This is a genomic window from Paenibacillus agaridevorans, from assembly GCF_018604145.1.
Classification (GTDB): domain Bacteria; phylum Bacillota; class Bacilli; order Paenibacillales; family Paenibacillaceae; genus Pristimantibacillus; species Pristimantibacillus agaridevorans.
The window spans coordinates 3,405,086-3,428,293 of record NZ_CP075889.1 but is presented as its reverse complement, the minus strand read 5'-3'; the positions used below and the strand labels follow the sequence as shown (position 1 = coordinate 3,428,293).

Genomic DNA, 23,208 nt, shown 5'->3' with positions numbered 1-23,208 from the left:
GAAATATAATGAGCATACAAGATATCATCCAAGGTAAAAAAGAGTGGCGCGCGCATGTGACGCGTGTCAAAGCGCTGCCGCAAGATTATCGGATTGTGTACAAAGAGATTCAAAAATATCTCTTTAAGGTCGGCCCAGTTGAGTTAACCGACGGGACGGGATTGCTCTCGGGAATTGTTGATCTTTTTGAAGAAGGCGCAGCCTCGAGGAAAGGCGTGCTCGAAGTGACGGGCAGTGACGTAGCGGCTTTCTGCGACGAACTCATCAAAGATTCCAAAACATACGCCGACCTCTACCAAGAAACGGTTGACCAAAAAGTAAATAAGGCTATGAAAAAGGTGACGGATCAATCAAAGTAAAGGGGGGATCGGGATGGGAAAAGCAATTGAAGCGAGAGGTCTGCGAAAGTCGTTCAAGGACAAAGAAGTCCTAACGGGCGTCGATCTTGAAGTGAAACAAGGTGAGATATTCGCCTTGCTCGGCTCCAACGGCGCTGGAAAGACGACGATTGTTAAAATCCTTACCACGCTGCTTGCGCAGGACGGAGGCGCCGCTGTCATTAACGGATTTGACGTCGCGACAAAGCCCGATCATGTAAGGCAGTCGATCAGCCTGACGGGCCAGTTTGCTGCCGTGGACGAGATTTTGACCGGGAGGGAGAATCTCATCATGATTGCGAAGCTGCGTCACCTCAATAATCCGCGTCAGGTGGCGGATGGCATGCTGCAACGCTTTGGGCTGACAGACGCTGCCGACCGCAAGCCGTCAACTTATTCGGGTGGTATGCGCCGCAGGCTCGACATCGCTTTAAGCCTTGTAGGAAATCCGCCGATCATATTTCTCGACGAGCCGACGACCGGGCTTGACCCCGAGGCGCGCATCGAGGTGTGGAAGACGGTCAAAGAGCTTGCTAATAATGGGACGACGATATTCTTAACCACTCAGTATCTGGAGGAAGCTGAACAGCTTGCCGATCGAATTGCCATTTTGCATGAGGGCAGGATTATTGCAGGCGGCACGCTTGAAGAACTGAAAAAGCTGTTCCCGCCCGCAAAGACGGAGTATGTGGAAAAACAGCCGACATTAGAGGAGATATTCCTCGCCATTGTCGGCAAAAAGGAGGGGAAATAAATGGAGACCTCAAAAAACTACTTTTTTAGCGATATGCGCGTTATGCTGGGGCGTTCCATGCGCCATGTATTCCGTAGCATGGACACCATCATCACGGTCTGTATCACTCCGATTGCGATGATGCTGCTGTTCGTCTATGTGTTAGGAGGCGCAATCCAGACCGGTACGGATAACTACGTGAACTACCTGTTGCCCGGCATTCTGCTGATTGCGATTGCGAGCGGAATATCCTATACGGCTTACCGCCTGTTCCTGGATAAGCAACGGGGCATCATCGAGCGCTTTCACTCCATGCCGATCGCGCGTTCCACTGTGTTGTGGGGGCATGTACTGACCTCGGTGGTATCCAACGCCATTTCCGTAGTCGTCATTATTCTCGTAGCGATCATGATGGGCTTCCGTTCATCGGCGGGTATACTGTCATGGCTTGCCGTAGCTGGAATACTCGCACTGTTTACGTTGGCTTTAACCTGGATCGCGGCGCTTGCCGGACTGTCCGCAAAAACGGTGGAAGGTGCAAGCGCGTTTTCTTACCCCCTAATCTTCCTGCCATTTATCAGCTCGGCTTTTGTGCCGACGGAGTCGATGCCGATGGCCGTCCGAGTCTTTGCCGAAAACCAGCCGGTAACCTCAATCGTGTCAGCCATCCGCGCATTGCTTGCCGAACAGCCTGTCGGGCATGATATTTGGATTGCGTTAGCATGGTGCTTAGGGATACTGATCGTCGCCTATCTCTTTGCGATGCGAGCGTATAAACGCAAAGCCGTTTAATGGATGCCGGCAAGTTCAAGTACTTCAGAGGTTTTGAAGATATGGGGCATTGGAAGCCGCGTATATACTGAACGCAACCTGATAAAGGTTGCGTTTTTTATTTGATCCCATTTTGAACCGTCTTTCGTATAGCTGGGTATTTCTTCGGCTTTCATTACTTGCCTTGCTCGCAGAGATGTCGTTTTTCTTTTCTTTTGGTGGTAACATATGGTATGTGACTATCCGATATTTTATCGTTAACAAAGGAGAAATAATGAATAATCCGATACATATTCTTGTTGCCGAAGATGATAATGACATCAGTCGGCTGCTGTGCAGCATTATTAAGAAAAGCGGTTATATTCCCCAGCCTGCTTATTCCGGAACAGAGGCACTCCTCTATCTGGAGCAGCGCAAATGGAACATGCTGCTTCTCGATCTGATGCTGCCGGGAATGACAGGTGAAGAGCTTCTTAACCGGATCGACAATCGTGACGATATGCCGGTTATTATTATTTCGGCCAAAGGCGAGCCGAAGACCAAGGTATCTGTCCTTCGCGGGGGAGCGGATGATTTCATTACGAAGCCATTTGATGTGGAGGAAGTATCTGCACGAATCGATGCCAGGCTCCGCACATATGCGCGAATCGGTCAACCGAATTTGCCTAATGTGCTGCAGCATAAGGGGCTTGTGCTAGATCGAGATACGAAGTCGGTTACTGCTGACGGAGCTGAACTGACTCTGACCGCACGAGAGTTTGAGATTCTTTCCTTGCTGCTGTCGGCACCAAAGAAAGTATTCACCAAATCCAATCTTTACGAAAGAGTTTGGCAGGAAGCCTTCTACGGAGACGACAACATTATAAATGTCCATATGAGCAATTTGCGAAGCAAGCTGGCAAAGGCTGCTCCGGGAATCGACTTTATTGAGACAGTATGGGGCATGGGCTATCGGCTAAAGCCTTAAGATATTCTTAAGATTTGACTTTAGTTCTACTTATGTTTTGGCTTCTATATTTGGTCTATCACATAAAGGAGGCCAAGAATATGCATGAATATGTGTTGAAGACAAATCAGCTATCCAAACAATTCAAAGGACATAGAGCGCTGGACAAAGTTAATTTGTCCATCCGAAGAGGAGCGATTTATGGGTTCATTGGACAAAATGGAGCGGGGAAATCAACGTTGATCCGTCTTGTGACGGGGCTTGCTTTTCCGACCGAAGGTTCCATTGAACTATTCGGTGTCAGTGAAGAGAAGGCGTTGATTCAGAATCGCAAACGAATCGGGTCTAGTATCGAAAGTCCTGCCTTGTTCCCTCATATGACCGCCAGCGAGAATTTGGAGGTAAACCGGATTCTACGTGGAATTCCAGGCAAAGATTGTGTGCCAAGAATGCTGAAGCAAGTTGGGCTGCATGAAACCGGCAAGAAAAAAGCAAAAAACTTCTCACTTGGTATGAAGCAGCGGCTAGGTCTTGCAATTGCATTGCTGGGCGATCCGGAATTCCTGATTCTGGACGAGCCGACCAATGGGTTAGATCCGATGGGTGTTATTGAAATGCGGGAACTGCTCAAGACATTAAATCGGGAACTAGGCATTACGATTCTAATCTCAAGCCATATCCTTAGCGAGCTGCATTTGATGGCAAGCCATTATGGCATTATCCATCGCGGCCAACTGCTGGAGCAGCTTACTGCTGAAGAGCTGGGAAGCAAATGCAGGCAGTATGTGTATATAAAAGTGAATGATCCGGGCATGGGCACAGCCACTATCGAGAACGTACTGGGAACATCGGATTTCGAAGTGATGCAGAATGGAGCTATCAAATTATATAGCTTTATTGAGCAGCCAAGTAAAGTTTCCTCTGCACTATTTTCTGCAGGCTTGGAGATTGAGTCGTTTACAGCGATGGGCGAAGATTTGGAGAGTTATTTCACGAAGCGGATTGGAGGCAATCCGTATGTATAATTTGATTAGAGCCGAGTTGTTCAAACTTCGCAAGAATAGGTCGTTCTGGACGATGCTGATTGCGTTCGCCGTACTCTCGCTAGCTTACCCTTTGCTGTATTATTTTGATCATAGATCCAGTGGGCAGCCCCAATTCACGGGAGCCGAATTTCTGGTCAGCTTTATTTCAAGCAATGCTTACATTATCAAATTGGGCGTAGCCATGCTGGCAGGGTTCTTCATTTCTAACGAGTATGCGTCCGGGATCATGAAGACGATCGCATCAACAGGTCACACAAGAGATAGACTATACGCGGCGAAGCTTATCGGATTTACAGGCGGAGCCATGCTGCTCTCTCTCGTTTTTCCAATCGTCAGTACGGTGGAAGTTTCGCTGCTGTCCGGATTTGGTCAATTGCCAGATGAAAGTACCCCGTTTTTCTTGCCTAGATTGCTTGGGTTGACTCTGCTTTATACGGCGGCATATGCGGCCATTGGGGCGCTGATTGCCGTGATTATGACGGACAGCGGCAAAACGATCGGAGGGTCATTGATTTTTTTTCTGATGATCGATATCGTTTTGGCTGGCATCGGTTCGAAGATAGAAATTATTGGTCAGCTGTACGATTATTCGATCTTCAAGCTGATGGGGGATATCGGCAAACCTAGCATAGATAGCGGAGATATGCTCCCGCTCTTGCTTGTGCCTTTGCTGACAATCGTCTTATGTGCTTTAGTGGGTATTTCGGTGTTCCGCCGCAAGGATATTAAATAATGCAGGGGAGTGGGGAGCATGTGGCTTGTACTCGGAATCATATCGATGGCGGCAGCGTCTCTCCTGCTAGCCCGTCTATTCTTGCTAAGGCGGGAGCTAGATCGGATGACAGAGCAATTGCGAAGCTACAATGCAGGAATAACGGGCAAAAAAATCGACATCGCTTTATTTGATCGGAAGCTTGAAGCGCTTGCCAGTCAGATCAACCGCCAATCCTGTTTAATCGTTGAGGCGGACGCGCGTAGAAAACGGGTCGAACATGAGTTTCGGCAGGCGGTTGTGAGCATTTCTCATGATATCCGCACTCCGCTAACTTCTATTATCGGTTATGTACAACTGCTGGAGGCCGAGAACATCACGCCCGAAGAGAAAAATGAATACGTTACTATCGTTAAAAATCGAACAAAACGCCTACAGGCGTTGTTGAACGATTTTTTTGAGCTGTCCATAATAGAATCGCCGGATTTTCCGATGAAAACCGAAAAGCTTAGATTGAAGGACTTGATCTCCGATATTTTGGTGCAATTCTATGATCCGTTCAACGAACACGGTATCATACCCGACATAGAGCTTCCCGAGCAACTTGTATCTGTATACGCCGACCAATCGGCTGTGCGGAGAGTGGTTGAAAACTTGCTTGGCAATACATTAAAATATGCAACTGGCCAAGTGGAAATCCGGCTACAAGAACAACAAGAAACAGTAGAATTAATGATTATGAATGAAGCGAAGGAACTTGAAGGGAGCGACGTTAATCTCTTATTTGATCGGTTCTATACGGCTGACCGCGCACGATCTGCCCAAACCTCCGGCCTCGGTCTTCCTATCGCCAAAAGTCTGATGAACAACATGGGCGGGACACTAACAGCCGAGCTGTGCGGTGAAAAGTTAATCCTTCGCTGCCGCTGGGAAAAAGCAATATAGTTTATTCATAAAGGAGCATGAATCGGAATTCAGGTATCGCATTTATGACTCAACATTTTATCACAATCACCGAGAATCCCCCTGCCTCTATATCACCTTACTCACGAAGTGAGAGCGAAGGCGGGGATGAATCGGGAATTTTGTTGGTGGATTTAAGCGAACGTATGTGCTATTATTGGGGGGGTGTTAACATATGTCTTTCTTGTAGATAGGTGGTGAAACAGGCGATGCTTCATCATAAGGCATTCAAATTTCGTATCTATCCGACTCAAGAGCAGAGTGTGCTCATGCGCAAAACATTGGGCTGCAGCCGCTTCGTGTTTAACCATTTCCTAGAGAAATGGAATCAAACCTATCATACTACAGGTAAAGGATTATCTTACAACACCTGCGCCGTAGGGCTTCCTGCTTTGAAGCGTGAATGGCCTTGGCTGAAAGAAGTGGATAGCATTGCCTTGCAATCAGCCGTTCGCCACTTAGCTGACGGGTTTCAGCGTTTTTTCAAGAAGCAGAATGATCTTCCATACGCTGGGCATTGATGTCGGTATTAAACAACTTGCCGTGCCCTCAGAAGGTATGGCCATGGATAATCCGAGATATACGCTGCAGTATGAACGCTTACTAGCGAAATGGCAACGGATCATGGCGAGAAGAACGTATGGCGGGAGCAACTGGCATAGAGCGAAACGAAAAGTGGCCCAAATTCACGAAAAAATTCGAAATAGTCGAATCGATGTGATGCACAAGCAGACCACGAAATGGATACGTGAAAACCAAACGATCTGTATCGAAGACTTGCGCATCACCAATATGATGAAGAATAGACATCTCGCGAAACATATTGCAGATGCCTCATGGGGTGAAATGAGTCGTCAACTGCATTACAAAGCGAAGTGGTATGGCCGAACAATCAAGGAGGCGCCCACATTTGCCCCATCGAGCCAAACTTGTCATGTATGCGGAAACAAGCATGCAGAGGTGAAAAATTTGAGCATTCGCATGTGGACTTGCCCGGTCTGTTCACGGTACATGACCGAGACAGGAATGCGGCGCAGAATATAAAGGCAATGGCGTTGTAACGAAAGAAACAGGAACTGCGGGAACCGCAGGGATCGCTTGGCGTACGATTTTTTCGCAAGAAAATATCGATGCGATTTTGCTCCATAAGGAGCAATAACCCAAGAATCCCCCACCTCTTCAAGGTGGCGGGAGTGTTCAACAAGCAATTTACAGCCAAAAAAGGCATTTCACCCACAACATACCCGACAATCTCGCGAAAGCTCGCCACTAACGTGTAATTAGAAGCTGTCAGAACGAATGATAGAAGTTTAACTTGAAGGCCAGACTTGGAAACCGGGGAGCCCCCCCATCTATCCTTCTAGGATAAGGGCTCCCTGATCGCTGCGCTCCCGGAGCGCTCCTACCCAGCCGTTCCTGCCGGCGCATGCAGGATGGTGTATCCGTATGGAGGGAGAGTCACCTGTATCGCGCTCTCCTCAACCACTGCGTACGGTTCATCGTTCACGGTGCGCCATGACGCACCCGACTGTACTGCCGGTATTGCAGCGACCACAGGAGCATCCTCATTATTCAGCACAAAGAGGAACCGCTCATTCCCGTCCCAGCGCTCATAGACCAGCAACTGCGGATGTTCCGGTACTGGCAGGAAGCGCAGGCCGCTGCCGCACAGCGCAGGGTGAGCCTTGCGAAGGCTGATCATGCTGCGGAAGAACGAAAGCAGCTCCGTATTCTGCTTGCTCTTGTCCCATTCCATACACTTGCGGTTGAGGGGGTCATGCTCTCCGTCCATGCCAATCTCGTCGCCGTAATAGATGCATGGCGCCCCCTGATAGGTCAGCTGGAATAATGTCGCCAGCTTCATGCGCTCCACATTGCCGCCGCAGAGCGTCAACAGCCTCGTCGTGTCATGGCTGCCGAGCAGATTAAATGATACTTCCGTAACTTGCTGCGGATAACCGGCGAGCTGCGTGCCAATCGCCTGGGCGAACTCGGCCGCATTCGTTAGCCTACGGGCGAAGAAATTGAGCAGGATGTTCGTGAAGGGATAGTTCATGACCGCGTCGAATTGGTCGCCTTGCAGCCACGGCATGGAATCATGCATAATCTCGCCCAGGATATAAGCCGAAGGATTGATCCGTTTGATCTCGCTCCGGAATTCCCGCCAGAATTGATGATCCACCTCATTGGCGACATCGAGACGCCAGCCGTCCAGCCCCATCTCCTCCAGCCAGAAGCGACCAACATTGAGCAGATAAGCCTTTACTTCTTCATTAGCGGTATTGAGCTTGGGCATGATAGGCTCGAATGCAAACGTCTCGTAGGTCGGAATCCCGTCAACGACTCGCAGCGGCCATTCTCGAATATGGAACCAATCCGCATAACGCGAATCCGGACCGTTGTTCAACACATCCACGAACGGCGGAAACGTATGGCCGCAATGATTGAACACGGCGTCCAACAGCACGCGTATGCCCCGGGCATGACAGGCATCGACCAGCTCTTTGAGCTTTTCGTTTGTGCCGAAATGGGGATCGATCCGCATATAGTCCGCAGTGTCGTACTTATGGTTGGTGGTTGCGGCGAACAGCGGGTTGAAATACAAAGCATTAATCCCCAATTCGCTCAGGTGATCCAGGTGGTCGATCGCTCCCTGCAGATCCCCGCCGAAGAAATTGCCGGCGCTGGGCGTACCGCCCCATTCCTGCACGCCCTCAGGGTCATTGGATGGATCGCCGTTAGCGAAACGCTCCGGAAAGATCTGATAGAATACCGCATCTTTGACCCATGCCGGGGGCATGTGAACATCCTGCGGATTAAGATACGGGAAGTCAAATAATCCCTCATACATGACCTTGGGCGGCTGGTCAAAAAATCCCTTCTCCAAAAAATAAAGGATCTCGCCATTGTCCGAGTGCAGCGCGAAGTAATAAACAAGTCTGCGGTATCTGGGCTGCACGGCGGCTTGCCAATAGTCGAACAGCCCGTCGGATGCCAGACGCTCCATCGATATCGTTTCCTTGTACTTCTCCGAATTGTATTTGTCGCCGCAGTGCAGGTCGATGCGCGGGACATTGTTCCGTTTGGTGCGGATGCGGATGTGCAGGGTCGAATCATTGTAGGCATAGGACCAGTTTTGTCCCATCCTGTGGTAAACGGCTTCCAGCATAATCATCATTACCAGGCCTCCTTAGGCATGAAAACACAAAAAAGGGCCAACCTCTGTTAAAAACGAGGTTGAACCCGAAAGTTTCATTGCCTTTAAATTTTCTAAATCATACCATAACGTCTTTGCCAACACAATAACATTTTCATTTGCGAAGCGAAGATTCCCGAACCACCAGGCGGTGGGGGATGATGAAGCGCGATTTGGCCTTTTCCTCTCCCGCGAGCAGCAGCAACAGCTGATGTGCGGCCGTATAGCCGAGCTGATAGGTGCCGATATCAATGCTGGTCAGGGAAGGGGTGGAGAGCTCGGATAAAGCGATGTTGTTGAAGGCAGCCAGGCTGATATCCCGCGGAACATGGTAACCCAGCTCGCCCAGCCCGCGCAGCACGCCGAAGCAGACCCCATCGTCGATCACGACAAGCGCCGTCGGCCGGTCCTCCAGCTCCATCAGCATGGAAATCGCGCGGAATCCGCTCTGCTGAAGCAGCTCGCCGTCGATGATCCACTCGTCCTGCACAGGATAACGGGCCTCCTCCATCGCCTTGCGGTAACCTTCCAGCCTGTCCCGGTTGACGATCATATTGGCTGGTCCGGCAACGAATCCGATGCGCTGGTTGCCTTGGGCGATCAGATGCTGTGTCAGTTCATAGGCGGCCCGGATATTATCCGTATCCACGGAGAGCGTGCTTGCGGAATAGTCATTTCGTCCAATAAGAACATAGGGGAATTGCTCCTCTTCCAGCAGCCTGATCAGGGGATCCTCCAGTCGCGAGCTGAGCAGCACGACGCCATCCACCCGGCCTCCTCGAACCATTCGGGTAAGGCTCTCCCGTTCTTCCTGCGCCAGGGAACCGGTGGCCATCAGAATATCGAAGCCGGAGCGGGAGGCGCGCGTGGAGATGCCGCGGATCAGCTCGGGAAAAAAGAAATTGCTGAATACATCATCCGGTGTCCGCGGCAGAATGATGCCAAGCGTGCAGGTTGTGCGCTTGGCCAGCCCTTGGGCGGCATGGTGGGGATGATAGCCGAGCTCGTCGAGTACCTGCCTGACCCGTTGAATGGTATCTTTTCCGATCCTTCCATTGCCCGCAATGACGCGCGAAACAGTCGAAGGGGATACCTGCGCTTTATTGGCAACATCTTTGATTGTAACCCTCATGAGAGCCTCCCGTCCCTTTGTGCAAGCGCTTGCTCACCTGTTGATTCCTAATCATAGCTTAGGAGAAGAAAAACAGCAACGGAAAGATGAAAACGGCCGATAGAGCAAGTATAGAAGAGGAATAAAAAGGATTTGGAAGGTTTCTTCCATTTTATGAGCGAATTTAAGGGAATAAGCGAATTGCAAACGCTTTTACGATTGCTGTATGATGAATGCGAGCCAACGATTTACCAACTGATTCACCATAATTTAAAGGCAATGTTACCTGGAAGGGTACAACCTCGGCACCTTGTGCAGCGGGTTTGTACTCTTTTTTTGCATGCATGGCCTTATATGGACAGGTGGTATAGCGTTTGCGCAAATGATCGAATGACAACGGTGGGCAAGCAGGATGAAGCAATGAACCATGCTATTTATTCTGACGGAAGAAGGGGCGATTGCAATGAACGGAGCGAAGAGAGCAAGGAAAACATCATGGGGAATGCTTCTGATGGGCCTGGCATTGGCGGTGATGATGGCGGCCTGCAGCAACAACGGAGGCGGCAATGGGGCTGGAACGGCTTCGCCGGGCAATACCGGCGTAAATAGCGGGACGCCGGAGGAAACAGGCGGCAACGAAGAAGAGGAGATTGCGCCGGAGGAGGGAGCGAAGCTGGTCGTATGGGAAGCCAAGGAACAGCTGGCGTACATGCAGCAAGTCGGTGCCGCCTTCGAAGAGCAATTCGGTGTTCCGGTTACGGTAGAAGAGGTTGCAGGCGGCGATCAGGGCGGACGTCTGGCGACAGACGGGCCATCCAAGCTGGCAGCCGATGTACTGACGCTCCCTCATGACCAGATCGGTTTGGCGGTTACGGCGGGGCTGCTGCTGCCCAATGATCTGTTCGAAGAAGAGACGCGCGCCAACATGGTAGAGGCTGCCGTTACCGCATCCACCTATGATGGCATCTTATACGGCTATCCCAAGTCGGTGGAGACTTACGGCATGTTCTATAATAAGGATCTGCTGCCCGAGGCTCCGCAGTCCTGGGATGACGTGATCGCTTTCGCCAATACCCATAATGATCCGAAGCAGAACAAGTACGCGATTATGTGGGAGTTCGTAGGTTACTACTCTTACCCGTTCATCGGCAGCTTCGGCGGCTATATTTTCGGGGATGACAATATGAACCCCAATGATATCGGGCTGAACAACGAAGGAGCAGTCAAGGGCTTCACTTACCTGCAGAGCCTTCGCGACATTTTGCCGATGAATGCCGGCGACGTAACGTATGACGTAAAGACCCAGCTGTTCCAGGAAGGCAAGCTGGCCCTGAATATTGATGGTCCGTGGTCTGTGGCGGCCTTCAAGGACAAGGTGAACTTCGGCGTGGCCCCGCTGCCTCAAACTCCTGACGGTCAGCCATCCCTGTCATTCTCGGGCGTGAAATCCTATTACGTCAATTCGTATTCGAATTATCCAATCGCTGCCCGGCTGTTCGCGAACTTCGCCAGCAGCAAGGAAAACCAGCTCAAAAATTTCGAGATGACAGGCGCCATTCCGGCGAATATCGAAGCGGGCGAAGACCCGGCAATCAAAAATGATCCCATTACAAGCGGCTTCTTCCAACAGTTCCAGAATTCCGTTCCCATGCCGTCAATCTCCCAAATCAACTCGGTGTGGGATCCGCTGAAGGCGGCGTTTATCTCCCTATGGGACGATGCCGGGCTGGATGCAAAGCAGACTTTGGATCAGATGGTAACGACGATTAAGGCGGATATCGCCTCGAAATAAATGACAGGTGGGTTGTGGCATGCAGAAAAAAACAATCGCAGTCCTTCTATCCATCCTGTTTATGGGTGCGGGGCAGCTGTATAACCGCCAATATTTAAAAGGGCTGCTGTTTCTGTTCATCCATGCAGCGGGCATATACAGCATGCTTCAATACCTGCAAGATTATCTGCGCGGCCTCATCACGCTCGGCGTTCAGCCGAGCGCGATGGTCAAGGTAGGCAAGCTGACCAAAATGGTGGAGGGGGATCACTCCATCTTCATGATGATCGACGGATTGGTCGCCTTGCTTGCGCTGATCTTGTATCTGTTCCTGTATGGACTGAATATCAGGGACGCCTGGCTGGTCGGGCGGTCGCGCGACCAAGGCGAGCGGCCCCATCACTTCATAGAATCCCTTAGAGAGATTAATCGCAAGCACTTTGCCTATATGGTGCTTGCCTTGCCGGCCGTTGCCATCTTGTTCCTGACGATCCTGCCGATTATTTTTTCCGTTCTGCTTGCCTTTACCAACTATGCGGATCCTATTCTCCCGCCTGCCAATCTTGTTGATTGGGTGGGCTTTGACAATTTCGTGAAAATGGTGAATCTCAAGGTATGGAGCTCGACCTTCGGCGGCGTGCTCACCTGGACATTGACATGGGCCGTAATCGCTACGTTCACGACCTATGTCGGCGGCGTGCTGGTTGCCGTCCTTATTCAACAGCCGGGCATCCGCTTCAAGAAGCTGTGGCGTACCGTTCTTATTGTGCCGTTCGCGATTCCGAGCATGATCTCGCTGCTGGTCATGCGCAATATGTTCAACAATCAGTTCGGTCCCATTAACGGTTATCTGCGGGCGATCGGTTTGGAGGGGATCCCGTGGCTGACGGACCCGTTTTGGGCCAAGGTTACGGTGATACTCGCCAATATGTGGCTGGGCATTCCGGTCACGATGATCCTGGCGATTGGCGTGCTGACTACGATTCCCAAGGATATGTACGAAGCAGCCGAGGTGGATGGCGCGGGTTCCGTGCAGAAATTCCGTATGATTACGTTGCCGATGGTGCTGTTTGCGACGGCGCCGATCGTAATTATGCAGTTCGCGGGCAATATCAACAGCTTCAACGTCATTTACCTGCTGACTAGCGGCGATCCGGTCAATTCCAATTATCAGTATGCCGGCCATACCGATCTGCTCGTCACTTGGCTTTATAAGCTGGCGCTCAACCAGTCGCAATACAGCTTCGCCTCGGTAATCGGCATTGTTATTTTCCTGCTGGTGGCTTCCTTCTCCATCTGGAGCTATAGGCGGACGCGATCCTACAAAGAGGAGGACATGATCGCATGAACAGAGGACCGGCCGCTGTCGCCAAATTATCGTTAAGCTATGTGATTCTGATTATTCTCAGCTGCATCAGCCTGTTCCCGGCGCTCTGGATTGTCATGTCCTCGCTTAAGGTCGGCAACAGCTTGTTCAGCGACACCTTCATACCTAAAAGTTTTACCTTCGAACATTATATAAATTTATTCCAAAATACCAGTTATCCGCTGTGGTTTCTGAATACCCTTAAAGTAGCGGCGCTATCGACGGTGCTCGGCACATTTCTGCTGTTGCTATCCTCTTACGCGATCTCGCGTTATCGGTTCGCGGGCAGGAAGACAACGCTCACCACGCTGCTCGTTCTGCAGATGTTCCCGGGATTTATGGCGATGATTGCCATCTATGTGCTGCTTAATACCGTGGGCTTGTTGAACTCCCATTGGGCTTTGGTGCTTGTCTACAGCAGCGGGGCGATCATCACGAACGTGTTCGTGGCCAAGGGCTTCTTCGACACGATTCCCAGAAGCCTGGAGGATGCGGCGCGGATAGACGGCGCCAGCCATATGCGATTGTTTTTCTCCATTATGATTCCGCTGTCCAGGCCGATGCTGACGTATGCGAGCCTCATGATCTTTAACGGCAGCTTCGTGGATTTCATATTCGCGGATCTCGTGCTCCGCACGGAGGAGCAGCGGACGCTGGCCGTCGGTCTCTATCGGATGGTAAGCCAACGCAATTCAACGGAATTCACATTGTTTGCAGCCGGAGCCGTGCTGGTGGCCATTCCGGTCACCATGTTGTTCATGTTCTTGCAGCGCTTCCTGGTGGAAGGGCTGACGGCCGGGGCGTCCAAGGGATAAAAAACGTCTTAAAGAGATAAACACGCCGAATCCGGCGTGTTTATTGGTGTTTGGCGGATTCTTCTTGTGCGAGAAGATTCCTCCTGGCGATTCTCTAAAAAACTTCGATTTCAGACAAGCCGTTGTTAAGCCAGCCGGGGTTGGACGAATCGACTTGGAACTTCATCCATGTAATGCCGCTTTTTGCGGGAAAGGACACTGTAATCGGAGCCCCGGCGTTATCGAGCGCTCCGACAGCGATGCTCGATCCATCACTGAAGGTCAGCGTACCGGACTGGATGTTATCATACGGATTAGAACGATCATATAATTTGACGGATCCAATTGTAATGCCAGAGTTCCAAGTCAATTTAATCCATGGACGCTCCTCGCCATTAGATGCCCATTCTCCGGCTCCCCAAATATGTTTGACGCCGTCGATTGCAAGGGCGCCATTTAACGTCGGATCGGCCGAAGAGGTTTCCAATTTGTTGGCTGCAGGCGCTTTGTTGCCGCTTACGACTAAACCTAACTCATATTTCAGCAATTGATCCAGCAGATATTTTCCTGCCACGTTTTCCCTAGCGTCATGATCCGTAATGAGATCGCCGGTCAGGTCGCCGCCTGCCGCAAGGCTGTCGAGGCGCAGTGTCGTCTGAAGCAGCGTGCCGCTGCCAACATTGAATTTTGATAAGTAGGAGCTTACGGAATAGCCGCGTAAATCCATTCTCGCAATGATAGGTTGATGAGCTGCAAGATTCGTCCCGCCATAAAAACCTTTGTAATCTAACGAATAGTCGGTTGCCAAATCGAGAAACTGCTGGTTGCCGAAGCCTTCATGAGGGAATTGTCCCAGTATTGGATGCTCATTCGGAACAAAGGCATACGCACCGATGTTAAATGTGCCTGATTGTGATGCGACTGGTCCGGCGCCGTGACCGACATAAAGCACTTTCCCGCCGTTGTTCAAATAGCTGTCGATAGTCGCGCTCCAATCTGTCGTAATGAGTAGATCCGGATTGTCGTTAGCCCAAGCCGTCATCCAGGGATAACGAGTGATCAGATCTAACTTATTGGCAGGGTCGTAAACCTGAACCGATTTATTCGGGTTAGATAAAGGTGTATTCGAATATACCCAGACCGGCCAGTCGTTCGTAACGATATAATCTCCGCCATTGGCGGTTAGCGTCACTTGAAGCGAATATTTATACGAGCTTGCGTCGTCCGGTGTGGTAAATGTAATAGCATTCAAGTCGTATACATCGCCGTTTGCAAGCGTTACACCGTTCTGGCTCGTTCCGGACGAAATGATCGTCCCGTCTGCTTTCAGCTTCCAAGTGACTGAGCCATTCGTAATTGCGGTTCCGTCGTAATGCGACAGCTTCGGGGCAACGGTAAATGAAGAACCTCCCCACACGTTGAGTGTCTGCCGATCAAGCAGCAACGCCGTCGGGTTTGTCGATTTTGTTAATTCAGCCGAGTCGAACTTGAGATCACCGTTATCGTCATAAAAACCGGCTTGGGTTTGCGCGATATCGCGAATGTGTGTAACGAACAATCCGGCTACTCTGCTATTCATTTTTGATGCTTCGATATAATGCTTCTTGGACATTTGCGCATTTGCGATGGAAGACGATCTAAACGCATTGATTTGCGCGAGACTGAAGCCTTGGTTTTGCAAAATCGTCTCGGGATCATTCGTTCCGAACATCGTCCACCACCAAGGCAATGTCCCGCCGTTGGCGTTCTTGATCGCGGTCGTATTACGAATGGTATCGGTATCGGCATATTCGCCCAGAATAAGGGGTTTATCAACGCCGCCGCTAGCCCTGGCATTTGCCCAAACATCGATAATTTCTTTGAATTTGTTTAGTTGATAGTAGGGGTGGGTCGCGTAGAAATCGCCGTATTTCGTCATCCCTCCCGAACTGTTGTCCAGAAATAGCCGGTTAGGAGCCAGCGACTTGCCCATGTTGTATAAATCGAACATTAACGAGTCCATCTCTGGCGAGAAGGTTATCATTTCGCAATTGAAGTCGCTCATGATGACGCTCGGATGGTTACGATCTTTTATCACCATTTCGGTTATATTGCTGCGTGATCGGGAGAAGAAGTCATCCGACTCGACTGGATGCCAGATTGGATATTCAATGTAGACAAGCATGCCTTGCCGGTCCATTTCATCAAGAACATACTTTGGCGGCACCGTCAGGGTGTATTTGATGGTATTGAATCCTGCGTTCTTTAGATCGGTGATTTCTTTTTGTACTTGCGAGACAGAAGGCGCCTCTGCAAGCGTGTCCCAATAAAGTCCCCAGTGAAGCATGCCGGTAAGGAAGATGTTTTCATTATTCAGTTGAATTTTTTTGCCTGATACGCTTATTTTTCGCATCCCAAAGTCTACGGTTTCGGCATCGAGCACGGACGTCCCTTCTTTCACCGATACGGTGGAAGTATAGAGATGGGGGGTGGATGTTGACCAAAGCTCGAAGGACGGCATATTTACATAAAAGCTGATGTCGGCCATCCCGTGCGCGTCCAGCGTTACGGAGCTCGAACCTGAATAGGAAGTGCCACCCCCAACGCGGGGCGCAATATCAGAATGAAACGTTAATGATCTTGAGATGTTGCTCTTGTTGTGCACGCTCAGTCGCACTTCTGCACGATTATTATCGATATCGGGATTCATAAATACATTTTCTATATAGATGTTTTTGGAGGTGCTTAAGTTGACGTCTTGCCAAATTCCGCCGTAATTAATAGCAATTGTATCCTGAAGAAAGCCGGCATTCGTCTCTTTAACGGGAATTGTCCCGGTACCGGAGTTTAATCGCGAATCAAATTGATCGGTTACTCGAACGATCAGCGTGTTTGTTCCGCCTGCATTAACGATGTTGTTCATCGAGCTGATGTCGAATTTAAACGGCACATAACCGCCTTCGTGAGAACCGATGAACTTGCCGTTCAACCATGCCTCCAGCTTATAGTCGGCAGCATCGAACTGCAGCCACTTGATTTCATCGGATGCAAGCGAAGGGATCGAAATATTCGTCTTGTACCAGCCTACTCCGTCGAATCGTTTGGGGTCTTGGTAAACGGAATCGATTGTACTGCCTACGTGAGCGTAAATTCGGACTTTCGCGGCGGACAGGTTGGACAGGCTTCCGATATGATGATCCGTACGTTCGTAATAGTTTAATCCGTTTGGATTATAATGGCCGATAACGACCGTATGGTCCGTTCCTCCATTATCGTATTTGGACTCTTCCCAAGCTCCCAGCGAGGTATTGTAGGTCATGAGCCGAATATTAAAGTTGCGATCCGTTGCGGCTGTCCAATTCGTTAAATCATTCGACCAGTAGCTGTTTCCCGATGGAGCGTTGCCGCTGGCGAATAAATCTAGCGTATTCGTTTGCATGTTTCCGGGGTTGTCGATTGTCGAATCAAGAATGATCGAGTTATTGCCCGCCTTTAGATAACTGATCGGAACGGGGATTTCGATCCAATGGTTGCCGTTATCCTGCAGATTGGATATATCGGCGGATACCCACTCGTTGTCATTTAGTTTTACTTTTACAAAATTTTTTTTGACACCGGAAAAGGACAGACTTGTTTCCCATGCCGAAGGAACGGCAATATTTTGCCAGACTGCATGATCAAGCTTCGAATATTGCAGGCGGACATTCCAATGTCGATCGCTGTTTTGCATAAAGTTGACGCCGTCATGGCTGTACCATGCAAAATGGGTTGTGCCGCCAGGGATTGTTGCCAATAAGTCCAGCGAATCATCTCCCATATTACTGCCGCTAACAATGCTAGAATCGAAAGTGACGGCGTTATCGCCATCGAGCAGATCGGTATGATTTACGGGAATTTCGATCCAATGTGTCTTGTTGTCCATATACTTGCGAAGATCTACATGCTGCCATTGGCCATCATTAACATTCACCTTTAAGCAGTAACAGGTTTCGCCTGTTTTACGGGTAAGATTGCTGCCCACATGAATTTGAGCCATGATTTTAGCGTATTGGACATCGTTTTTGTCGGGAATATTCAATACCATGCGTTCGATATAAGTTTTTCCATTCGGCGAATATTGTCCAATTACCGTTGATGTGTCGCGAACGCCAGAATCGTACTTGATGATGCGAATATCATTTTCTATATCCGGGTAGATCTGCCAGGTCCCGTTTAGACTGACCTTGTCGGTAAAAGCTTCAGCTTTTTTCATTGCAAGCGCTCCCATTACTATGATCGTAAAACAAAGGATTGGCAGGACAAGCCGTAAACTCCTCACACTGTGTTCCTCCTTTAGGATAGATAGATCATGTCAGGCCCATTATGACTGAATGCGAGAACGGTGCTCCCTCACCTCCCGTTTTTAAAAAATACAACTGGTTACGTGTGGAATATATCATGTTAAATTAGGAGGAGTCAATCATAAATATCATGACAAATTATTGTTGACATTACAAATAGACCGTGCTAATTTTAATCATATCGGACAGTGAAGTTATTGATTTCTGGCCAAAACTTTAAACTTACTGGCTGAAATATACAGGCAAGAGGGGGGTTATATGCCATTTGTAAAGACAAATAGAGCGAAGCTCATTTTTTTGCCCTTGTTGTTGTTGTCAGCTGCAGCAATCGCTTTTTTTGTTCTGTGGAGTCAGTGGGGCGGACAGAACGTTTCTTCGGGCTTCATGGAGAAGGAGGGGGTCTACAACGTTCAGATGCATGGCGCCAAGGGCGACGGAACGACGGACGACACAGAGGCGATTCGCAGCGTCATCGACTATGTGCAGAGCGCGGGAGGGGGAATCGTCTTTTTCCCTGCCGGCAAATACAAAGTCTCGTCAACGCTGCTTCTATCAGGCAATAATGTAGAGCTGCGGGGGGCTGGCAAGGCTTCGGTCATTTTTATGGATAAGAGCGAGGGTACGGTCATTAAAATCGGCAACGATAATGAAATGATGCATACGACGCATAACAAAGTAACGAATCTGACGATTGACCGAGCCGTGCCGCCTGATCCGGATATCGAGGGACGGATCTCGTACGGTATTCATGTTGAGCGTGCGCGTTTCACTACTTTGGATGGCGTCATCGTCTATAATGCAGCCTACGGCATCGGAGTGGGCGAGAAGGGCGGGGACGGGTTTCCGAACCAATTTACGAATATTGTGAATTCGTATGTCATGTATTCCGGAAGCATGCAGCCGGTATCGACGTTTCCCGGGGCAAATATCGTTTTTTGGTCAGGCGCGGACTATAAAGTCAATACGACATTCGTAGAGCCGACCCATGTCGGTATCTTGATGACGGGCAATGCGAACGGTATCAACATCAACGAAACGACCGTCATTAACGGCGCGCCTTACAAGAAGGGCATTGTCAGCATTGGCAAAGGCTTCGCCCGTTACATCAGCAATTCGATCATTGAAAATGCGCTCGAAGAACAAATCTATATCGGTGAAGGCTCGCAGCGGGTCACCGTATCCGATTCGTGGATCGGAGCGGGCAATCGCAACGACAAGAACGACCGCGCCGGGATTGTCATCGAGGACACAACGCAAAAAGTGACGATCGCCAACAACAGAATTGGCGATCAGCGCAAGCAGGCCATACTCTCTGCTGGATTCAACGTCATTATTCAAGGCAATACAATCGAAGAAAACGTCAATTCCGGCTGTGCTTGCGATAGCGTGGAGATTACAGGAGGAGATTATGTCATCGTCTCGGACAATCGGGTGTTTGGCAGTCTCGATCGATATGGCATTCATGTCAGCGGCAATACCGATTATTACACCATTACCGGCAACGTGTCGCCGGAAGCTGGCGTGCATGCGGCCGCCGCTGGTAAAAATGCGATCGTTAAAGATAATTTGTAAACGCATAATGTAAGCGCTTAATACTTAGTGGTATATTTGTTTAAGGGGGAAGAGTAAATGAAATTTATCGCTTCGAAAACGAAAAGCACGATTATGATCAGCCTTTTGGCGGCTATGGTCGGTTTATCTGCTTGCAGCAACGAAGGCAACAGTCCGACAATCAACACGCCTACGGACAATCCCGATGCTTCGGGCAAGCTTAAGGGCAGGATCGTCCTTTCTAACAAAATGGCTGAGCAAACGGCGCTGCTGGAAAAGGCAATCGAAGAATACAAGAAGGTACAGCCCGATGTGACGGTCGATTATCAGATCAAGCCTTGGGAAGGTTACGAAACGTTTCTGAAAACGACTCTGGTTGGAGGCAGCGCACCGGACGTCATGTTTACGGAGGAGGCGAATACGTTCCGGGCGCAGGACTCGATCATTTCGCTCGACGACTATCTAAATACTCCGAATCCGTACTCGGATACGGAGAAACCGTGGAAGGACGATTTTGTCGCCCCCTACATCGATATGACGCGAGATGGGGCGGGACGATCGAACATGGTGCCATGGTCCATATTTAGCCTGGGGCTGTTCTATAACCAGGAAATGTATGAAAAGGCCGGAGTTGCGCAGCCTCCAGCGACATGGAACGAATGGAAGCAGGTGAACCAGCAGTTGGCGGACGCGGATTTCTTGCCTTGGGGCTTGGCGATTAAACCGGACGACGCTCAAAGCTTGTGGGCCATCGGCAACTGGATGAACGCCGCTTTCCGCTCGGATTACGAGGTGCTTAATCTCAAGCATAAGGAAGGGTGGAGCTACGATCCGAACGACCCGGCTTCGACGGTCGGCGAAGCGATTACAATCGACGAGCTGTGGATCGGCTACAAGAAGGGCATTCTCGACCCGGCCAAATCGGAGAAGCTGCGTTCCCTCTTCCAGCTGTTCAAAGAGATGACCCCCTATATGAACAAAGACTTTATGGCCATCGGGGGCTCGGAAGTGCCGCAGCGGTTCCTGACCGCCAAAAATGCCCAGTTCTATAACGGAACCTGGTTCGTCGGCAATATCAACATGCATATGGAATCGCTCAAGGCCGATGGCAAGGAGGATCAAACTTTCCGCTGGGGCGTCATTCCGTTCCCTAAGGTTGGAGCTGAGAACGGTGCTTTTTTTGACAAAGGCGAGTCAAATGAACTGTCGGGACTACGTAACGGATTCATGGTCAAGAAGTCGGACGATGCAAACACGACCAACATTGCGATTGATTTCCTACGTTTTCTGACGAGCCCGAAAATGGCGTCCGAGCTGTTCCAATTAAAAAATCCGGACAGCGGCAAACGCTTCGTAGCAGATATAGCCGCGATTGCAGGCGTCCCTCCAATGGAAGGTGCGGAGATGCTTTCGCCTGAACGCAAATATGCCGATCTCAACCTGACGTTTTTCGCCGATCAGAAGGATCAGGATGAGTTCTGGGGGCAATGGCAAAAATATTTGACTGACAAAATAACGCTGGACGAATTTGCGGCCCAGCGCAGCAAATCGTTTGGAGCGGGTATTGAGCGTCAATTAAAGCTGCTCCAAAGCGAGGTGGACCAGGCTCTGATCGATAGCGAGTTGAAATAAGGAACAAGGGGAGAGCGGGCTAGCCCTTGCATGTCTGCGGGGCTGGTCCTGCTGTTCACTCCAAATGCCGGAGGAGATGGGTGGAATTTTGGCTTCGAAAATCAATTTTCGCGCGTTGTTCAAGAACAAATGGCTTTATGCCGGCTTGCTTCCATCATTCGGCCTGCTCGCCATATTCTCGTATTATCCGTTTTTTAATTCGTTTTACACTTCGCTGCTCGATTCGAACGGCGTCAATCACAGCAAGTTCGTCTGGCTCGCCAATTTCGTTGAACTGCTGACAAACGATGCCGAGTTTTACCCCGCGCTAAAGGTGATGGCGGTTTTTGCAGTGGCTGACGTAGTCAAGGCGGTCAGCGTCCCTTTGTTTGTGGCGCTCATGATCCACCACCTGCGCAGCGAGCGGGCGAAGTACATTTTTCGCGTCCTGCTCGTCGTTCCGGCGGTTGTCCCGAGCATGGTCGGGCTGCTTTTGTGGAAAAGCTTTTTGAGCGAAACGGGGATGATCAACGAGCTGTTAAAAGTAATCGGAATGGGACAATTTGCGACAAGCTGGCTGGGAAATGAGGATACGGTCATTGGAGCTCTCATTTTTATCGGATTTCCGTGGGTAAACGGCGTCGGTACATTAATCTTGTTAGCAGGCCTGATCAATATCTCCAAGGAATTATATGACGCGGGGCGCGTCGATGGCGTATCAGCCTGGCGGCGAATGTGGAATATCGAAATTCCCTTAATTCTGCCACAGCTTAGGCTGCTGATCATTTTGACCATCATCGGCAGCATCCAATCGTATGAGAGCATCCTGATCATTACGCAAGGCGGTCCGTACGGCATTACGAATGTGCCGGGGCTTATGCTGTACAACAATGCCTTTAGCTATGGGCGCGTCGGCTACGCTTCTGCAATCGGCATCGTGCTGTTCTTGCTCATTATTGGCTTTACCTACATTAATAATCGCTATAATCGTGTAGACGCATAAATGCCGAACGACAACAACCGAACATGCAGGGGAGGGAATGCGGTGCAGAACCGCAGATGGCTCGTGTTTGAAGCGCTCCGCTATATTGCGTTGAGCGCGATGATGGCTTTCTCGCTTTACGGTCTCTTTTTCATGGTCATGAATTCGTTCAAGACAGAAGCGCAGATGACGATCAATTACTGGCTGCCGGAGTGGAAAAATCTTGCCTGGGAAAATTACGAATTCGGGTGGAAGGCTGTCTCGCCCTACATTTGGAACAGTATCTATATTGGCCTGTTTACCGTGGCGGGTACGCTGCTTGTCGGCGTCATTTCTGCCTATATTTTCGCCCGGTTCCGCTTTCCAGGGAAAGAAATGCTGTATATCGGCGTCATCTCTCTTATGATGATTCCGGGCATTCTGACCTTCATTCCTTCATTCATTATCGTGCAGAAGCTCGGTCTGCTGAATTCTCCGCTAGCGCTGATTATCCCCGGAATCGCCGGCGGACAGGTCATGGCCATCTTTCTTCTGCGCGCCTTCTTCGAGCAAATATCGAAGGAGCTGCTAGAGGCGGCAAGAATTGACGGAGCGACCGAAGGAAGCATTTTGCTGCGAATCGTGCTGCCGTTGGCGATTCCGATGGTCATGACCATCTCTATTCTGACGCTGCTCGGCTCATGGAATTCCTATATTTGGCCGCTTGTAACCATTAGCGACCAAACCTACTGGACGCTGCCGCTGGGCATTGCCAATATCAGCAGCGGATACGACGTCAAACGAACGCAGATGTATGCCGCATACACGGTCGCTTCGCTGCCGCTCATGGCAGTCTTCTTGTTTACGATGAAATACTTTATCGAAGGGCTTAGCTCCGGTTCCGTCAAAGGCTGATTCCATTGACAAACGTATTCGTTCTGGTTAAACTGAACTCACGATTTGTAATGTCAAATACGAAA

The 23,208-nt window shown here is 50.0% G+C and carries 19 protein-coding genes and 1 pseudogene; 17 read left to right on the top strand and 3 right to left on the bottom strand.

What is annotated here, in order from left to right; genetic code table 11:
* The first annotated feature begins 8 nt into the window (after positions 1–8).
* From KJW29_RS14560 to KJW29_RS36780, 9 genes are all read left to right on the top strand, one after another.
* Positions 9–359 carry a DUF1048 domain-containing protein gene (locus KJW29_RS14560; protein WP_214630320.1) on the top strand — a complete coding sequence of 117 codons (351 nt, stop codon included), beginning with the start codon at positions 9–11 and terminating at the stop codon, positions 357–359.
* Positions 360–372: 13 nt separating this feature from the next.
* Positions 373–1,131, top strand: coding sequence for an ABC transporter ATP-binding protein (locus KJW29_RS14555; protein WP_214630319.1), 759 nt, complete (start codon positions 373–375; stop codon positions 1,129–1,131).
* Positions 1,132–1,902 (top strand): ABC transporter permease, encoded by a 771-nt coding sequence (locus KJW29_RS14550; RefSeq protein WP_214630318.1) that lies wholly within the window; start codon positions 1,132–1,134, stop codon positions 1,900–1,902.
* Between the two features lie 253 nt (positions 1,903–2,155).
* Positions 2,156–2,848, top strand: a complete 693-nt coding sequence (locus KJW29_RS14545) for a response regulator transcription factor (protein ID WP_214630317.1) — start codon at positions 2,156–2,158, stop codon at positions 2,846–2,848.
* An 80-nt stretch (positions 2,849–2,928) separates the two neighbouring features.
* Positions 2,929–3,852 (top strand): ATP-binding cassette domain-containing protein, encoded by a 924-nt coding sequence (locus KJW29_RS14540; RefSeq protein ID WP_214630316.1) that lies wholly within the window; start codon positions 2,929–2,931, stop codon positions 3,850–3,852.
* Positions 3,845–4,606: an ABC transporter permease gene (locus tag KJW29_RS14535; protein ID WP_214630315.1), complete on the top strand. Its 762-nt coding sequence runs from the start codon at positions 3,845–3,847 to the stop codon at positions 4,604–4,606. The genes KJW29_RS14540 and KJW29_RS14535 overlap by 8 nt, the downstream gene beginning before the upstream one ends.
* Positions 4,607–4,711: 105 nt before the next feature.
* A complete protein-coding gene (locus KJW29_RS14530) occupies positions 4,712–5,530 on the top strand; it encodes a sensor histidine kinase (RefSeq protein ID WP_246608724.1) in 819 nt (272 codons plus the stop codon).
* A gap of 227 nt (positions 5,531–5,757) precedes the next feature.
* Positions 5,758–6,069: a helix-turn-helix domain-containing protein gene (locus tag KJW29_RS36785; RefSeq protein ID WP_425517537.1), complete on the top strand. Its 312-nt coding sequence runs from the start codon at positions 5,758–5,760 to the stop codon at positions 6,067–6,069.
* Positions 6,044–6,592: an RNA-guided endonuclease TnpB family protein gene (locus KJW29_RS36780; protein WP_425517536.1), complete on the top strand. Its 549-nt coding sequence runs from the start codon at positions 6,044–6,046 to the stop codon at positions 6,590–6,592. Before KJW29_RS36785 ends, KJW29_RS36780 begins: the two co-directional genes overlap by 26 nt.
* Positions 6,593–6,950: 358 nt before the next feature.
* Here the strand turns inward: KJW29_RS36780 and KJW29_RS14520 are convergent, their stop codons facing one another.
* Positions 6,951–8,723: an alpha-glycosidase gene (locus KJW29_RS14520; protein ID WP_214631142.1), complete on the bottom strand. Its 1,773-nt coding sequence runs from the start codon at positions 8,721–8,723 to the stop codon at positions 6,951–6,953.
* 136 nt (positions 8,724–8,859) lie between these two features.
* The gene (locus tag KJW29_RS14515) at positions 8,860–9,876 is read right to left on the bottom strand and encodes a LacI family DNA-binding transcriptional regulator (RefSeq protein WP_214630313.1); all 1,017 of its coding nucleotides are present in this window, start codon (positions 9,874–9,876) and stop codon (positions 8,860–8,862) included.
* Between the two features lie 406 nt (positions 9,877–10,282).
* Here KJW29_RS14515 and KJW29_RS14510 point away from each other — a divergent pair, with 406 nt between their 5' ends.
* From KJW29_RS14510 to KJW29_RS14500, 3 genes are read left to right on the top strand one after another with little or no spacing between them, the layout of a single operon-like run.
* A complete protein-coding gene (locus tag KJW29_RS14510) occupies positions 10,283–11,647 on the top strand; it encodes a sugar ABC transporter substrate-binding protein (RefSeq protein ID WP_343222807.1) in 1,365 nt (454 codons plus the stop codon).
* 19 nt (positions 11,648–11,666) lie between these two features.
* Entirely contained in the window at positions 11,667–12,974 is a 1,308-nt protein-coding gene (locus KJW29_RS14505; protein ID WP_214630312.1) for a carbohydrate ABC transporter permease, read from the top strand.
* On the top strand, positions 12,971–13,807 hold the full coding sequence (locus KJW29_RS14500) for a sugar ABC transporter permease (protein WP_108992791.1): 837 nt from the start codon (positions 12,971–12,973) through the stop codon (positions 13,805–13,807). Before KJW29_RS14505 ends, KJW29_RS14500 begins: the two co-directional genes overlap by 4 nt.
* 94 nt (positions 13,808–13,901) lie before the next feature.
* On the opposite strand, the gene KJW29_RS14495 is transcribed toward KJW29_RS14500, so the two are convergent.
* Positions 13,902–18,017, bottom strand: a complete 4,116-nt coding sequence (locus tag KJW29_RS14495) for a glycoside hydrolase family 2 protein (RefSeq protein ID WP_214630311.1) — start codon at positions 18,015–18,017, stop codon at positions 13,902–13,904.
* Between the two features lie 346 nt (positions 18,018–18,363).
* On the opposite strand from KJW29_RS14495, the pseudogene KJW29_RS36775 reads away from it, so the two are divergent.
* From KJW29_RS36775 to KJW29_RS14475, 5 genes and pseudogenes are all read left to right on the top strand, one after another.
* Positions 18,364–18,903 (top strand): annotated as a pseudogene (locus tag KJW29_RS36775) (glycosyl hydrolase family 28-related protein); the annotation flags it as partial.
* 201 nt (positions 18,904–19,104) lie between these two features.
* Complete coding sequence (locus KJW29_RS36770) at positions 19,105–19,677, top strand: right-handed parallel beta-helix repeat-containing protein (protein ID WP_397374747.1); 573 nt, start codon at positions 19,105–19,107, stop codon at positions 19,675–19,677.
* A gap of 57 nt (positions 19,678–19,734) precedes the next feature.
* Complete coding sequence (locus KJW29_RS14485; protein WP_214630309.1) at positions 19,735–21,288, top strand: ABC transporter substrate-binding protein; 1,554 nt, start codon at positions 19,735–19,737, stop codon at positions 21,286–21,288.
* Between the two features lie 88 nt (positions 21,289–21,376).
* On the top strand, positions 21,377–22,270 hold the full coding sequence (locus KJW29_RS14480; RefSeq protein WP_179215525.1) for a carbohydrate ABC transporter permease: 894 nt from the start codon (positions 21,377–21,379) through the stop codon (positions 22,268–22,270).
* 42 nt (positions 22,271–22,312) lie between these two features.
* A complete protein-coding gene (locus KJW29_RS14475; RefSeq protein WP_179215526.1) occupies positions 22,313–23,143 on the top strand; it encodes a carbohydrate ABC transporter permease in 831 nt (276 codons plus the stop codon).
* Positions 23,144–23,208 lie beyond the last annotated feature (65 nt).